13 protein-coding genes and 1 other annotated feature are annotated in these 14564 nt (G+C 41.0%); of the genes, 1 reads left to right on the top strand and 12 read right to left on the bottom strand.

What is annotated here, in order from left to right; genetic code table 11:
- Positions 1-81 precede the first annotated feature (81 nt).
- Entirely contained in the window at positions 82-966 is an 885-nt protein-coding gene (gene tsf, locus RV00_RS02445; RefSeq protein WP_071861008.1) for a translation elongation factor Ts, read from the bottom strand.
- A gap of 78 nt (positions 967-1044) precedes the next feature.
- The gene (gene rpsB, locus RV00_RS02440; RefSeq protein ID WP_071861007.1) at positions 1045-1842 is read right to left on the bottom strand and encodes a 30S ribosomal protein S2; all 798 of its coding nucleotides are present in this window, start codon (positions 1840-1842) and stop codon (positions 1045-1047) included.
- 324 nt (positions 1843-2166) lie between these two features.
- Between rpsB and RV00_RS02435 the strand changes: the two genes are divergently transcribed.
- A complete protein-coding gene (locus tag RV00_RS02435) occupies positions 2167-2643 on the top strand; it encodes an arginine repressor (protein WP_071861006.1) in 477 nt (158 codons plus the stop codon).
- A gap of 73 nt (positions 2644-2716) precedes the next feature.
- On the opposite strand, the gene RV00_RS02430 is transcribed toward RV00_RS02435, so the two are convergent.
- The 10 genes from RV00_RS02430 to galT form a co-directional block, all read right to left on the bottom strand.
- Positions 2717-3769, bottom strand: coding sequence for a BMP family lipoprotein (locus RV00_RS02430; RefSeq protein WP_071861005.1), 1053 nt, complete (start codon positions 3767-3769; stop codon positions 2717-2719).
- A 127-nt stretch (positions 3770-3896) separates the two neighbouring features.
- A complete protein-coding gene (argS, locus tag RV00_RS02425) occupies positions 3897-5588 on the bottom strand; it encodes an arginine--tRNA ligase (protein WP_071861004.1) in 1692 nt (563 codons plus the stop codon).
- 337 nt (positions 5589-5925) lie between these two features.
- Positions 5926-6106 (bottom strand) — a binding site (T-box leader).
- 60 nt (positions 6107-6166) lie between these two features.
- Positions 6167-7180 carry an ornithine carbamoyltransferase gene (gene argF, locus RV00_RS02420; protein WP_071861003.1) on the bottom strand — a complete coding sequence of 338 codons (1014 nt, stop codon included), beginning with the start codon at positions 7178-7180 and terminating at the stop codon, positions 6167-6169.
- 153 nt (positions 7181-7333) lie between these two features.
- Positions 7334-8680 (bottom strand): cation:dicarboxylate symporter family transporter, encoded by a 1347-nt coding sequence (locus tag RV00_RS02415; protein ID WP_071861002.1) that lies wholly within the window; start codon positions 8678-8680, stop codon positions 7334-7336.
- 505 nt (positions 8681-9185) lie between these two features.
- A complete protein-coding gene (gene tsaD, locus RV00_RS02410; RefSeq protein ID WP_071861001.1) occupies positions 9186-10208 on the bottom strand; it encodes a tRNA (adenosine(37)-N6)-threonylcarbamoyltransferase complex transferase subunit TsaD in 1023 nt (340 codons plus the stop codon).
- Positions 10201-10641, bottom strand: coding sequence for a ribosomal protein S18-alanine N-acetyltransferase (rimI, locus tag RV00_RS02405; protein ID WP_143141764.1), 441 nt, complete (start codon positions 10639-10641; stop codon positions 10201-10203). Before rimI (RV00_RS02405) ends, tsaD begins: the two co-directional genes overlap by 8 nt.
- Positions 10642-11202 (bottom strand): ribosomal protein S18-alanine N-acetyltransferase, encoded by a 561-nt coding sequence (gene rimI, locus RV00_RS02400; protein ID WP_071861000.1) that lies wholly within the window; start codon positions 11200-11202, stop codon positions 10642-10644.
- Complete coding sequence (gene tsaB / locus RV00_RS02395) at positions 11186-11893, bottom strand: tRNA (adenosine(37)-N6)-threonylcarbamoyltransferase complex dimerization subunit type 1 TsaB (protein WP_071860999.1); 708 nt, start codon at positions 11891-11893, stop codon at positions 11186-11188. The genes rimI (RV00_RS02400) and tsaB overlap by 17 nt, the downstream gene beginning before the upstream one ends.
- Before the next feature lie 193 nt (positions 11894-12086).
- Entirely contained in the window at positions 12087-13070 is a 984-nt protein-coding gene (locus RV00_RS02390; RefSeq protein WP_071860998.1) for a LacI family DNA-binding transcriptional regulator, read from the bottom strand.
- 12 nt (positions 13071-13082) lie between these two features.
- A complete protein-coding gene (gene galT / locus RV00_RS02385) occupies positions 13083-14564 on the bottom strand; it encodes a UDP-glucose--hexose-1-phosphate uridylyltransferase (protein WP_071860997.1) in 1482 nt (493 codons plus the stop codon).

Here is a 14564-nt window from a genome sequence, read left to right as displayed (position 1 = left end):
CTGACGCCACTCAAATTTGAATTTGCTTAAAAAAAGGGAGCGCACATTTTTCGTGCGTTCCCAACTGTCTATTAAACAGAATTATTTTTTGATTTGGCTCATAACTTCTTCAACAAAGTTATCTTCGCGTTTTTCGATACCTTCGCCGACTTCGAAACGAACGAAGCTGACAACTGTCGCACCTTTAGAAGATACATATTTTTCAACAGTCATATCAGGATCTTTAACGAATGGTTGGTCAACCAAAGCGATTTCGGCTTTGAATTTATTCAAACGGCCGATAACCATTTTTTCAACGATATTCGCTGGTTTACCTTCATTTAACGCTTGTTCAGTTAAAACATTTTTTTCATGTTCTAATTCTGATTCAGGGATTTGGCTTTCGTTCACATAACGAGGGTTGATTGCCGCAACATGCATTGCAACATCTTTGGCAACTGATTCGTCAGTTGTGCCGTTTAATAAAGCTAAAACAGCGATGCGTCCGCCCATGTGTAAGTAACCGCCAAAAGCAGCGTTGTCGTCTTTTTCAACAACTTCAAAACGACGGAAGTTGATACGTTCACCAATTACTTGGGTTGCTTCGATTAAAGCAGCTTCTAACGTTTCACCTTTAGCGTTTGTTAATTTCATTGCAGCATCCATGTCAGCTGGTTTGTGTTCAGCAACTAATTCTGCGATTTCTTTAACTAGGTCTTGGAACATTTCGTTTTTAGAAACGAAGTCTGTTTCTGAGTTTACTTCAACGATTGCAGCAGTGTTTCCTTTAACTGCAACTGAAGCTAAACCTTCAGCAGCGATCCGGTCATTTTTCTTAGCTGCTTTAGCCATCCCTTTTTCACGTAAAAGATCGACAGCTTTTTCAATGTCGCCTTCTACTTCTACTAACGCACGTTTTGCATCCATCATTCCTACGCCAGTCATGTCGCGTAATTCTTTTACTAATTTAGCTGTTACATCTGCCATTTTAACGGCCTCCTTAATTTTTCTAAAAAAGCTGCTTCAAAGGTAGTTATTTACTTTGAAGCAGCATATGCTACGAAATTATTCAGCTGATTCTGTAGAAGCGTTGTCGCCTTCTACTACATCAACGATTTCTTCGATTGAAGTTGCTTGTCCGCCTTCTTCAGTTGCGAAGTCTGCTTCTGCTACTTGATCTTCACCTTGGTTTCCTTCGATGAATGCGTCAGCCATTTTAGCAGTGATCAATTTCACGGCGCGAATAGCGTCATCATTTGAAGGGATAACTACGTCGATTTCATCTGGATCGCAGTTTGTATCAACCATAGCAACGATTGGAATGTTCAATTTTTGTGCTTCTTGAACAGCAATACGTTCTTTACGAGGGTCAACGATATACATAACATCAGGGATGCGAGGCATATCAGCAATACCGCCTAAGAATTTTTCAAGACGTTCGCGTTCTTTGTTTAAACCAACAACTTCTTTTTTAGGCAATACTTCGAAAGTACCGTCTGCTTCCATAGCGTTGATTGATTTCAAACGAGCGATACGTTTTTGGATTGTATCCCAGTTAGTCAAAGTTCCGCCTAACCAACGGTGGTTTACATAGTATTGACCAGCGCGGATCGCTTCTTCTTTGATAGCATCTTGTGCTTGTTTTTTAGTACCTACGAATAAAGCAACGCCGCCGTCTTCAGCAACATTTTTCATGTAATCGTAAGCTGCGTCTACTAATTTGACTGTTTTTTGCAAGTCAATGATGTAGATGCCGTTTCTTTCTGTGAAGATATATTTCTTCATTTTTGGGTTCCAGCGACGAGTTTGGTGACCAAAATGTACGCCGGCTTCTAGTAATTGTTTCATAGACAATACTGACATTTGTGTTTCCTCCAATTGGTTTTTTGTTTTCCTCTTCTGCTCTCTTCTTCATAAGGAACTGACAAGCAGCACCGCCTTACGAATCAAGTCAGAATGTGGATTTTTTTGTGAGCAGTCTCCTACACACAATTAGTAATTATACAAGAAGCCTTTTGATAAATCAATCTTTTTTATTTCACTTTTGGCGGATTAATAATTATTGAGGGATACTGTTTAAAAAAACTTTTTCTGCTATACTGAGTGCATAATTATTATTCTCTTGCCCTTGCTTATTTGACTAGCAGAGGGATTTACCATTTACTACGACAATTAAGGAGTTTTCTTATGCGAAAAAAAGACCGCCACGAATTAATCAAACAAATCATTTCTGAAAATCCGATTCGCAATCAAAACGAATTGATGGACCATTTAAAAAGTCATGAGGTTTCAGCGACACAAGCGACAATCTCACGAGACATTCGCGACTTAAAGATCGTTAAAACGATTGATGACACCGGCAAACCCCGCTTTGAATTATTTCAAGAGCAGACAGCACCGACTGAAGATGACGATATCAAACGCTTGATTCGCATGACCGGGGAAGTCATCGTTAAAATCGAACCAATCCAGTTTATGACAATCGTCAACACACTACCTGATAACGCGCATTTATTAGCCTCTGTGTTAGATGATCTTTCCAGTCATTTGATTGTGGCTACAATGGCGAGCTTTGATACAATCATTATCATTTCAAGAGCGCCAGAAGACGCACAACAGGTCGCAGCCTTTTTAGCAGACCCCACCAGCTCTTCTATTTTCTAAATAGCCTTCTTCTTAAGATCGCCAACTATCAAAAAAAGCAGCAGAACGCTTAACGAGCTTCTGCTGCTTTTTTTTATTCTTCCGGAACGGTCAACTTTCCCGCATTTATTTGTTCTTTCGCAGTTGCGATTGCTTTTTCAGCCGCTTTCGATAGTTGACCTTTGGTTAAATCAACCCCGCCTTCTTTTAAGCCAAATTCCAAATGCTTCCCACCAGGAAATTTGTTTTCATAAGCCGCATCTGCAATTTCGGTTACGGCCGCACCTACATTTTTCTTGGTTGAGGTCAATGTGAAGTTTCCTGTTTTTCCATCAGCCATTTGATAATCACCTTCGTCGGTTTGATCTCTATCTACACCAATCACCCAAACTTTTCGACTAGGATTATTCTCATTTTGTGCTTTCGCTTCTTGGAAGACCCCGGCACCTGTACTTCCAGCTGCTTGGTAAAGAATGTCTGCTCCCTCTTTATACATAGATGCAGCAATCGCCTTCCCTTTGTCTGGTGCATCATAAGAGGCTGCATATTGCACTTCGATTTTGATTTCTTTTCCTAACTGTTTTCCAGCAGCTTTTACCCCAGCTTCGAAACCACTTTGAAAACGTTGGATCACAGGGCCTTCCATTCCCCCAATAAAACCGACGTGATTTTGTTTCGTGCTGTAAGCAGCAGCTATTCCAGCAAGATAGGCGCTTTCTTGATCTTTGAATGTCGCTGAAACGACATTTTCTATCCCGGTAAGATCACCATCGATTAAAGCAAAATTTAATTTTGGATGCTGTTCCGCCGCTTCTTTGATTGCATCTGCTTGTAGATAACTTAAACTAATAACCGTCGTAAATCCATTTTCAACAGCTTGACTGATGTTTGTACTATTTTCTTGAGGATCATTTGTCTCTAAGTAGGTGAAATCCTTCTTTGCTGTTAACCCTTTGTCTTTCCCCCACTTTTCAAGACCTTCCCAGCCCGCTTGATTGAACGAACGATCATCGACACCGCCGAAACCTAAAATCAACGCCAACTTGTGCGGATTATCTGCGGTTTTTTTCTCAGCCTGACTTTGCCCACAACCTGCTAATAATCCGATTAAACCTAAACAACCCAATCCTAACAATATTTTTTTCATGATTTCGCTCCTTCGTATGTGTCTTGACACATCGTGCCGTAAAAAGTATACCATACTGATTTTGAGCGTGGGGAGTTATTACAAAAAAGACTCAAACAAGTTTTAAACTTGCCTGAGTCTTATTTTTTTACATTTTATTTGGTGCGTGAACGCCTAGTAGACGTAAATCTTCTTTCAAAATGACAGTGACCGCATGGACTAAAGCTAGACGTGCGTCCTTTTCTTCATCATCAACTAACACTTTTGTATGGGCGTAGTATTTGTTGAAGGCTTGGGCTACTCTGATCGAATGCTTTGCGATTACAGATGGTTCATATTGATCTGCCGCCTGCATCACAATTTCTGGATAGCTTTGTAACAGCTTGATGATTTCCCAGCTATCGGCATCATTTAAGGCATAGACTGCTTCTGGATCAACGGTGAAGGCAGCTTTTTCCAAAATTGACATCGCCCGAGCGTGAGTATATTGGACATACGGCCCCGTTTCCCCTTCAAAACGTACGACTTCTTCTAAATTAAAGTCAAAATTATTCAGGCGATCATTCTTCAGGTCATGGAAGATTACCGCGCCGACACCGACTTGATGCGCCACTTCTTCTTTATTTGGCAAATCAGGATTTTTTTCTTCGATTTGTTTGAAAGCTAAGTCTTTTGCTTCATTTAATACTTCTTCTAATAAAACAATCTTACCTTTACGCGTCGATAATTTTTTGCCATCCTTCGTGATCAAACCAAAAGGAACATGCACCATTTCATCTGACCAATCAAAGTCCATTTCCTTCAAGACAGCCTTCAATTGTTTAAAGTGTCCACTTTGTTCATTCCCAACAACGTAAAGTGACTTAACAAAGTTGTACTCACGTTTCCGGAAAAGTGCTGCGGATAAGTCTCGGGTAATATATAAAGTCGCGCCATCCGATTTTTTAATCAAGGCTGGATTCAAGTCGTATTTATCAAGGTTAACGATTTCCGCACCCTCACTGGTTTGCAACAAATGTTTTTCTTCCAACATTGTTACCACTTCATCCATCTTGTCGTTGTAAAAGGCTTCGCCGTTATAAGAATCAAATTCAACTTCTAGCATACTGTAAATTTTGTTGAATTCTTTTAATGATTCGCTGCGGAACCATTTCCATAATTCTAGTGCTTCTTCGTCATCTTCTTCCAGCTTCTTGAACCAAGCCCGCGCTTCGTCATTTAATTCAGGCTCTTCTTCGGCTTTTTCATGGAATTCCACGTAAAGACGTAACAATTCATTGATTGGCTCCGCTTTGACTTTTTCTTCTGAGCCCCATTTTTTGTACGCCACGATCAATTTCCCGAATTGTGTGCCCCAATCGCCTAAGTGATTGATCTTGATTGGCTGATAGCCGATCTTACTTAAAATCAGGCTGATGGAATTACCGATGACTGTTGAACGCAAATGTCCCATTGAGATCGGCTTCGCGATGTTTGGTGAAGACATATCAATCGTTACGTTACCTTCATTACCAATATTGCTATTCCCAAACTGACTCGCTTCTTTCGCGATTTGCTTCAAGACCATACTAGAAATAACTTCTTTTTTCATAAAGAAATTCAAATACGGACCTACTACCTCGATTTTTTCAAAAGCATCAGGGTTGATTTTTTCTGCCAACTCCGCCGCGATTTGTTGCGGTGCTTTGCGAAAAACTTTCGCCAACGCGAAGGCTGGAAAAGCCACGTCACCATGATCCACAGACTTCGGTTTTTCTAGTAAACGCTCCACTTCCGGCAACGTTAAATTTTCTTTGACCACTTCAAAAACTGCTTGTGCCACGATTTCTTGATTATTCATCCAAATTCCTCCTATTTCATTTTGATTATCTCCCACTGCAAGAAAAAGCAGAACTGACCGCTAACTCGTCTCCATGGTACCATTTTTCTAAAATGCAGAAAAATGATTCCATCCTCCTACGCATACGCTTTTTCTAACCTGTTAAAACGGGGAGAAAAACTCACAGTCAACTCTAGCAATAATGAGATAAATTTTTTTTAATTTATACTCATTTTCGTTGTCCTATCATTATGCTAAACCTCTTGTTTATCAACTTCGCTAGAATCCATAACAGGCTTCAAGCCTGACAAACTGCAAAAAGCAGAACTGACAAAAAAAGTCTCTGATGTTTAAAAACATCAGAGACGAGATTTCCCGCGGTACCACTCTTTTTGTCGTAAAAAACGACCCACTCAGGCTATAACGGTAGCTGCCGTTTCACCTCAAAAGTGCGCCATCTACTTTTGTTTATTCGGCTCTCACCTGCCCGAACTCGCTAAAAAAACAGACCATAGACTTCTCTTTATCATTGATGAAATAAATATTCTGGCATCATACTACCAGAAAATTCTTCATCTGACTAGTCCAAGCAGCAATTTTTATACTTTTGGAATAAAGAGATCACCTAGCGTTGCGGCCATCATGGCTTTAATCGTATGCATCCGGTTCTCCGCCTGCTGGAATTGCAATGCTTGTTTTCCGCGAAAGACTTCATCGGTTACTTCCATTTCAGCTAAACCATATTTTTCTTTGATTTCCTCGCCTACCTCAGTTGCTAAATCGTGAAAGGCTGGCAAGCAATGCAAGAAGATCGTGTCCGCATTTTTTGTTTTTGTCATCAGCGCTTGGTTGACTTGATAAGGAAGCAACAAATCAATTCTTTCCTTAAAGGCGGCTTCTTCTCCCATTGACACCCATACGTCCGTATAAATAATATCCGCTCCGGCGACACCTTGGTCAATATCCGCTGTCACTAAAATTTTAGCTTGTGACTGCTTTGCGTATTTATTTGCCAAGTCAATCAACGATTCCTCTGGAAAAAGTTTTTCTGGCGTGACAATCGAAATATTGACGCCTAGAATCGCGCTTGTAATCAGTAAAGAATTGGCTACATTGTTGCGGCCATCGCCGACATACGCTAACGTTAATCCTTCGAGTTTGCCAAAATGTTCTTTGATGGTTAAGAAATCCGCCAACATTTGAGTAGGATGCCATTCATCCGTTAATCCATTCCAAACCGGCACGCCTGAAAATTCGGCTAATGCTTCGACGGCTTTTTGCGAGAAGCCACGATACTCGATCCCATCAAACATACTACCTAAAACTTTCGCCGTATCTTCTACGGATTCTTTTTTACCTAGCTGAATATCATTCTTTCCTAAATATTCTGGATGAGCCCCAAGGTCGATCGCCGCAGTTGTAAATGCCGCACGTGTTCGGGTCGATGTTTTTTCAAACAGCAAGGCGATGTTCTTGCCTGCTAAATAGCGATGAGAAATATTTTTTTGCTTTAATTCTTTTAAATGCGCCGCAAAATCAATTAAATACAGCAGCTCTTCTTTCGTAAAATCAATTTCCTTTAAAAAACTTTTCCCATGAAAAATATTTTCCATCTAAACCCCTCCAGTTTTTGAATAATCATCCGTACGAATCCGTTAATCATTTATTTTTATTCATAATAACTGAATATTTACAAACTAGCAAGCTTTTATCTCAAACATGTTGTATAAAAAAACTTCCCCATGAAAATGAGGAAGCGAGAATTTCTATTTTACTTGCGACAGTCGAATCCGATTAATTTTACAAGTCACAGCACTGGCTACGACGCCACCATTTAAGTTAATCGCTGTCCGACCCATATCAATCAAGGGCTCAACTGCAATAAATACACCCACTAGTCCGACAGGCAATCCTAATGCTGATAAAGAAATAATCGTCGCCACTGTTCCACCACCACCTGTTCCAGCAATTCCAAACGAAGTCATAGCAATGATAAAACCAGCATACAGTAAAAACTGCGGTGTCAGTGGATTAATATTCTGCGTCATCGCAACAATCGCAATGATAATCCCTGGATAAACACCGGCACAGCCATTCATTCCCATTGAAGTTGCAAAAGACGCGGCTAAACTAGAAACGCTGCGAGGAATCTGTAAGTCATCCTGCATCTCAATATTCATTGGCATCGATCCAGCGCTAGAAGCTGTAATAAAAGCAAATGATAAAACGGGAAAAGCTTTTTGCAAATACCTAACGGGCGGCAACCCACAAATTGCTAAAATTAATAATTGAATCAAGAAGACTACAAACAATCCGATGTACGCTACAACAAAGAATTTCGCCAGCTTCACAACCGCAGAAACATCATTATTGACGATCGTTGCGATCATAATCGTCAATACTGCATAAGGAGCATAAGAAATAAAGAGCCGCACAACTGACATAATGATCTCATACGCACTATCTAGGATGTCTTTAAAGAGCTTGGCTTCTTTCACTTTTTTATCTTTAATCTTCAGATAGGCAACCCCTAAAAAGAAAGCAAAAATGACTACCCCTAGCGTAGCGCTCGGCCGCTGTCCCGTTAAATCAAAAAAGGGATTTGATGGGAAGATCGCAATGATCTTTTGCGGCATTGTCAATGTTTGCTCACCACCAGAAACATAACTTTTCTGAATCTCATTGGCAGAATGCAAAGCAGTTTGGGAAATATTAAATGAATTTCCATCGATATTCGAAAAATATCCGGTTATAATTCCGACCATTCCGGCAATCCCGGCAGTGACGATTAATGTACCGATGATCGTCATCCCGACTTTCAGAACATTCGTTTTTATTTCAATTTTGGTAAAAGCTAATAAGACACAGACAAAAATTAATGGAATCGCAATCATCTGCAGTAATTTTACATAGACACTACCGATGATGCCGATCCAATCCGATAAGACAGCGCCTTGGCCATTTGATAACATTTGGTTAAAGATCAACCCTAAAATAATTCCCACAGCCATGGCAAGAACAACTCGTTTCGAAAAGGACCATTTTTTTCTTTTTAAATAAATCAGTCCAGCTAGTGAAGCTACTACGATAAGAAAAGAAACTGCTAATAACACCTAATCACTCCATTCAAATTGTTTAAAAAAGATCACCGATCTCTCAATTTGAGTTTCAAAATTTAGCAAATCCGCAGTTAACGCTTTCATTTTATGCAAGTGATTTATTTCACATTGATGCTGAAAAAAATATACGCTTTGCTTGCTTAGAAACTCTAAGTATTTTTTCCAATCACACTCAGTACTTAAACGTCATTTTTTTCACCCCTATTTCATCACCTGCATAAATAGTATAAAAATATAACATGTGTTTCACAATCAAGATTAAAGATTTATTATGAAAAGCAACAATTAACTTTTCCCAGTCGCAAAATTAAAAAACAGCTTAGCTGAAAAAAGAAATTATTTAAAGTTTAGCCAAGTTTGATAGAAACATACCTTAAACAGCAAATTCTTTTTAGTGAAATCAACAACCGAGGTTTGTGAAAAAAAAAGACCTACGGATTTTTGTCCATAGGTCTTGATAGAACAGACTGCCCTACTTTTTTTGCTTTAGTATGACTTTTTAGATATGTTGAAAAGCCAAACTTGGATTAGCATTCAAGCTCATTCCAGCTAAATGATGTTTTTGCAATTCTACATGAGCTGCCGCTCCGATCATTGCCGCATTGTCTCCACACAAACGTAATGGCGGTACGATCAATTTTAAATCTGGCAACTCTATTTGGATCGTCGCTGACATCTTTTCCCGCAATCCTTGATTAGCGGCCACTCCACCAGCTACGATTAACTGTTTTACCGGATAGGCTTTGCAAGCTTTGATGGTTTTGGTGACTAAGACTTCCACGACGCTAGCTTGGAAGCTGGCTGCTAAATTATTATGATCCAGCGCTTCCCCTCGCTGTTCGGCGTTGTGCGTCAAATTTATAAACGCACTCTTCAAGCCGCTGAAGCTAAAATCAAAATTGTCTTCTTTGATCATCGCCCGCGGGAAATTATACGTATCCTCACCTTGATGAGCCAAATGATCAATTTCTTTTCCGCTTGGATAACTCAGACCCAACACTCGTCCAACCTTATCATAGGCCTCACCAGCCGCATCGTCTCGTGTCTCACCAATTATTTCAAAAGAACCATCTTCCGCCATATAAACAAGCTCCGTATGTCCCCCGCTGACTAATAAAGCCATCAACGGAAACTCCAACGGCTCCACTAAACGAGCCGCATAAATATGGCCAGCCATATGATTCACTGGAATCAACGGCAACCCATTCGCCCAAGCAAAAGCTTTCGCGGCACTCAAGCCAATTAACAACGCCCCCACAAGTCCAGGTCCATATGTAACGGCGACAGCACGTAAATCATTGCCTGTTACCTGTGCTTCGCTCAATGCTTCTTCGATACAAATTGTAATTTGTTCGACATGGTGACGACTCGCCACTTCTGGTACGACACCGCCGAAGCGTTTGTGACTATTAATCTGGGAAGCTACGATATTTGAAAGAATTTTTTCTCCATTTTCGATTACAGCGACACTGGTCTCATCACAGCTACTTTCAATTGCCAAAATCAGTTCGGTCTCACTCATCTTTATTTCCTACTTTCAAACTCATCAGCACCGCATCTTCTGTCGGATGCCGATAATATTTTTTCCTTGTTCCAATCACTTGGAAGCCAAATTTTCCGTAAAAAAGCCGCGCCTCATGGTTCGAAGCACGTACTTCCAAAAAAATACTCGCAATTTTTTGCGACTTTGCGTACTGAATCAATCGTCTCATTAATTTACCGCCGATGCCTTGTCCTTTGACTGCCGTGGCGATATTGGTGATCTCAATTTCATCACAGACTTGATGGAAACCAAGAAAGGCGGCGATTTCTTCTGACTCCATAAAATAATGGCTGTGGGATTGGGCCAAATCACTGGCAAATTGTTCCGCTGTCCAAGGGGAATCATAGACATATGCCTCTTGACTAATCTCCCAAAACTTTTGTGCTAACTCTTTATCCACTGATTTATCCAACTATTGTCCACCTAGTTCCACATCCAAATGTTTATTCATGTCTAATGCGTCCTCGCTATTTTCGGTATAATAATTTTTCCGAATATTCCGCGATGAAAACCCTAAACGGCGATAAAGCCTTTGCGCATCGGTATTACTTAACCGGACTTCTAGGGAGAGGGTTTCACAATCGTTCATTATAGCGAATTTTTCAACTTCGTCAATCAATAGGCTACCGATTCCTTGACCTTGGAAATAGGTACCGACCGCAATATTCGTAATATGCGTATCGTCTCCAATCAATCGACTGCCGATAAAACCCGCGATCTCGTTCTCCAGCGTGACGATACACAAATACAGATGAGGAATCGGCGAATGAATTTCTGACAAAAAAGCGCTCTTGGTCCAAGGTGCCTCTCCAAAATAGACATCCCGCTCCAATGCAATCAGTTCTTTAATATCCTGATCGACGATTTTTCGCAGTAAAAACTGTTGGTCCCCCAGCGTCACCGTCTTGGTATTGAAAGGATATTGCTTTCCATACAAGATTGTTTTGACTAGGCCGCTAAATCTTTTCAACATAGTTCTCGTCCCCTGGTTGATGCGTCTCTAGCCACTTCTCTTCTGCCTCCACCCGTTTCAAATATTCTGGCACAAGTCCATGAATATTTTCAATCGGATCAGCTAAAAGACCAAGCTGGCCTAAAACAAGTCCATTAGGTAAGTTTAAACGGTCCGATTCGCTAATTTTCGCAGTCGCTAATGTTTCAGCGATCTCTGCCCGGAATTTTTCAGTCTCACCCACAAAAATTGCCGGTTCGTTAATTTTTTTGAGCAAATCTGCTAAAGGAATGTGCTGGTCTGCGATCACATTAACTAATCGTTGTTCTTCCCAACGATAAGCAGCCCCATAAACATTGTTTCTACGAGCGTCCATTAGTGGAACGATTAATTTATCCGTTTGACTATTGGCTGCCAGCACTGCCAAACTTGAAACAGTGGTTAGCTCAAGCTGCAAAGTTTCGGCTAATGTTTTCGCAGTCGTGACCGCAATCCGAATGCCTGTATACGAGCCAGGACCTTGGGCTACTACGATGCGATCCAACTCGTTAGGTGTTAGGCCACTTGCCTGCATCACCGATTCAATCGCCGGCATCAAAGTCAAGCTATGATTCATTTTCCGATTCAATTGAAACTGCGCCAACAGTTTGGCATCCTCTAAAACCGCTACGGCTAATGTTTGATTGGATGTATCCATCGCTAATAATTTCATAAAAGTCATTTCCTCGCATTTAAGATAGCCATATTTTAACATAAACCACAAATGCTTTCCTACTAGCTGGCTAGATAATTATCTTTTTCTTGTTCTGGCTGGCTCGCTCCATTATTTTTGGTTTAAACCTCCGATTACAAAAAAGGCCTTCCGCTCTTTTGAGAAGAAAACCTGTTTTGTCTATTGCTTGAAATTAATTGGTTGACGCTCGTTGGATCAGTTCCGTACCTAGCATGATTTTTCGAGGAACCGGGGAATATTCTTTCGCTAATTCTAAAAGCGTGGTGACAGCTAATTCCCCCATCCATTCGGTCTCGACTTTAACTGTAGACAAGGCGGGCGAGACATATTTTGCGACACTGACATCATTGAAACCAATTACGGAGATATCTTCTGGAATCCGCAGTCCAGCAGCTTGAATTGCCTGCATGCCACCAATCGCTAGAGCATCACTAGAAGCGAATAAGGCTGTCGGAAGATCGTTGCTCTCAGCAATAAATTCATTCACAGCAGCTTTTCCGGCTTCCATTGAAAAAGGTGCGGTTACCACCAAATCTGGACGAAAAAGGTTTAGCTGCTCCAGCTTTTTTTTGAAAGACAACATACGAGGGTCTTCAATTGGCTGTAAATTATGTTTTGTCACTTCTTCTCCAGAGAGAATCCCGATTTTCTGATGCCCTTGTTGGATAAAATGATCGATCACCAAATCCATGCTTTGATCAAAATCGACGACTAGTGAATTTAATCCCAACTGCATGGCATCAAAATCAACAAATAATAAATTATCATCTAATTGTTTCAATTGTCGAATCTGCGCTGCATCGAACTTGCCTAATGCAATCGTTCCAGTCACTTGCGATTCAGACAGTTCATTTAAGGTTTCGCGGCGGACTTGAAGATTTAATTCTTCGGCCTTTTTCTCAATCCCTAAGCGAATCGATAAATAATACAAATCTGCTAATTCTTCAGCCTCGTCATACCACTGGACTAAACGAATCAACGCTCGCCCCATTTTAGGTGAGCGTTTGTGCTTCGTATAATTTAATTTTTCCGCCACTTCAAAGATGCGTTGTCGCGTTTCTTGCGCCACGGATAACTCTTGATCGTAATTCAAAACGCGAGAAACGGTCGCCGGTGAAACGCCTGCTTGTTTTGCAATATCTCGTATCGTCGCCATGGCAATTCCTTTCTACAACGTCGTAATGAAACGAGTGAAGGCTTCTTGACCTTCCACGTCCCGCTTAAAGACGCCTGCGTCTTCTAGCACACGTGCAAAGACGGCACCGACGGCTTTTTGGACGACTTCGGTCACATTTTCTGCCGTGATCGTTTCCGTTGTTTTAAGCTGATCAGCCCATTCAACATGGTAATCTGCAATCTCATTTTTTTCGTCTAATAAATAGTTTTCGACTTCTTTTAATTCAGTCGCTAAGCGTGGCGGCAACACCGCCAAGCCCATCACTTCGATCAAACCAATATTTTCCTTTTTAATGTGTTGAACATCTGGGTGCGGATGGAAAATCCCATCAGGAAATTCTTCAGAAACATTGTTATCCCGCAAGACTAGATCCAGTTCAAACAGCTCACCATTTCGGCGGGCGATTGGTGTAATCGTATGATGTAGCGTATCATCCTCGGTCACGGCCACCACTTGTACGGCTTCATCAGAGTAGTTTTTCCATTTTTCTAAAATCATTGTTGCTGCATCTACCAATTCGTTTGCATTCTTACTTTGCAGTCGAATCACCGATAACGGCCACTTTACGATGCCTGCTTTGATCATTGGAAAATCTTGCAATTCAAAGGTACGTTCCATCTCAGCCACCGCCATTGGGAAAGTATGACGCCCACCTTGATAGTGGTCATGAGAGAGAATCGAGCCCCCCACGATCGGCAAATCAGCATTCGAGCCAACAAAATAATGGGGCAATACTTCAGTGATCTTCAGCAAGCGTTGGAAAGAGTCACGCGTGATCTTCATTGGGCGATGTTCTTCCGATAAAACGATGCAGTGCTCATTGTAATAAGCATAAGGCGAGTATTGCATGCCCCAGCTTTCACCATCTAAATTCATGCGAATGATTCGATGATTGGTGCGGGCAGGATAATTCATCCGGCCTTTGTAGCCTTCATTTTCCATACATAGCATGCATTTGGGATAATCGACTTTTACCGCAGTCCGTTCAGCCGCGATTTGTTTCGGATCTTTTTCTGGTTTTGACAAATTGATCGTAATCTCTAATGTTCCATAAGCTGTCTCAGCTGGGAAAATAATATTACGAGCGATGTCTCTGGTTTTGATATAATCATTGTCTTTACTTAGTTTGAAGAAATAATCCGTCGCTTGGACAGGGTCCTTCGAATAGTATTGGGCAAAATACGCATTCACCACAGAGGGCGGCGGCGTCATTAAGTCCATTAGTTGGCCTTCTAAAATATCTCGCTCTGCTTGCATTTCCGTAATCAGGCCATTCTTTTGAGCTTGATCTAATAATTGATCCGCCAATTCAACTGAACTAGCTGTGACTGGGCGAAGCTCTGACGTTTCAAGGGAATCTTCACCAATTAGGGCGATTACCCGATTTTCTAAATAAATCCGATCCATTTCCATCCAACCGCCGGATTGAATAGCCAAAGTAATAAAGTCTCTGACCGTTTGACTGATTGACAT

Source organism: Enterococcus devriesei (assembly GCF_001885905.1).
Classification (GTDB): domain Bacteria; phylum Bacillota; class Bacilli; order Lactobacillales; family Enterococcaceae; genus Enterococcus_A; species Enterococcus_A devriesei.
This window is presented reverse-complemented; position numbering and strand designations above follow the sequence as displayed.

Bases quoted from the DNA above. Each gene is read 5' to 3' on its own strand.
- rimI (WP_071861000.1), bottom strand. From the start codon at position 11,202: ATGTTGAAAAGATTTAGCGGCCTAGTCAAAACAATCTTGTATGGAAAG.
- galT (WP_071860997.1), bottom strand. From the start codon at position 14,564: ATGTCAATCAGTCAAACGGTCAGAGACTTTATTACTTTGGCTATTCAA.
- tsaB (WP_071860999.1), bottom strand. From the start codon at position 11,893: ATGAAATTATTAGCGATGGATACATCCAATCAAACATTAGCCGTAGCG.
- tsf (WP_071861008.1), bottom strand. From the start codon at position 966: ATGGCAGATGTAACAGCTAAATTAGTAAAAGAATTACGCGACATGACT.
- argS (WP_071861004.1), bottom strand. From the start codon at position 5,588: ATGAATAATCAAGAAATCGTGGCACAAGCAGTTTTTGAAGTGGTCAAA.
- argF (WP_071861003.1), bottom strand. From the start codon at position 7,180: ATGGAAAATATTTTTCATGGGAAAAGTTTTTTAAAGGAAATTGATTTT.
- RV00_RS02390 (WP_071860998.1), bottom strand. From the start codon at position 13,070: ATGGCGACGATACGAGATATTGCAAAACAAGCAGGCGTTTCACCGGCG.
- tsaD (WP_071861001.1), bottom strand. From the start codon at position 10,208: ATGAGTGAGACCGAACTGATTTTGGCAATTGAAAGTAGCTGTGATGAG.
- RV00_RS02435 (WP_071861006.1), top strand. From the start codon at position 2,167: ATGCGAAAAAAAGACCGCCACGAATTAATCAAACAAATCATTTCTGAA.
- RV00_RS02430 (WP_071861005.1), bottom strand. From the start codon at position 3,769: ATGAAAAAAATATTGTTAGGATTGGGTTGTTTAGGTTTAATCGGATTA.
- rpsB (WP_071861007.1), bottom strand. From the start codon at position 1,842: ATGTCAGTATTGTCTATGAAACAATTACTAGAAGCCGGCGTACATTTT.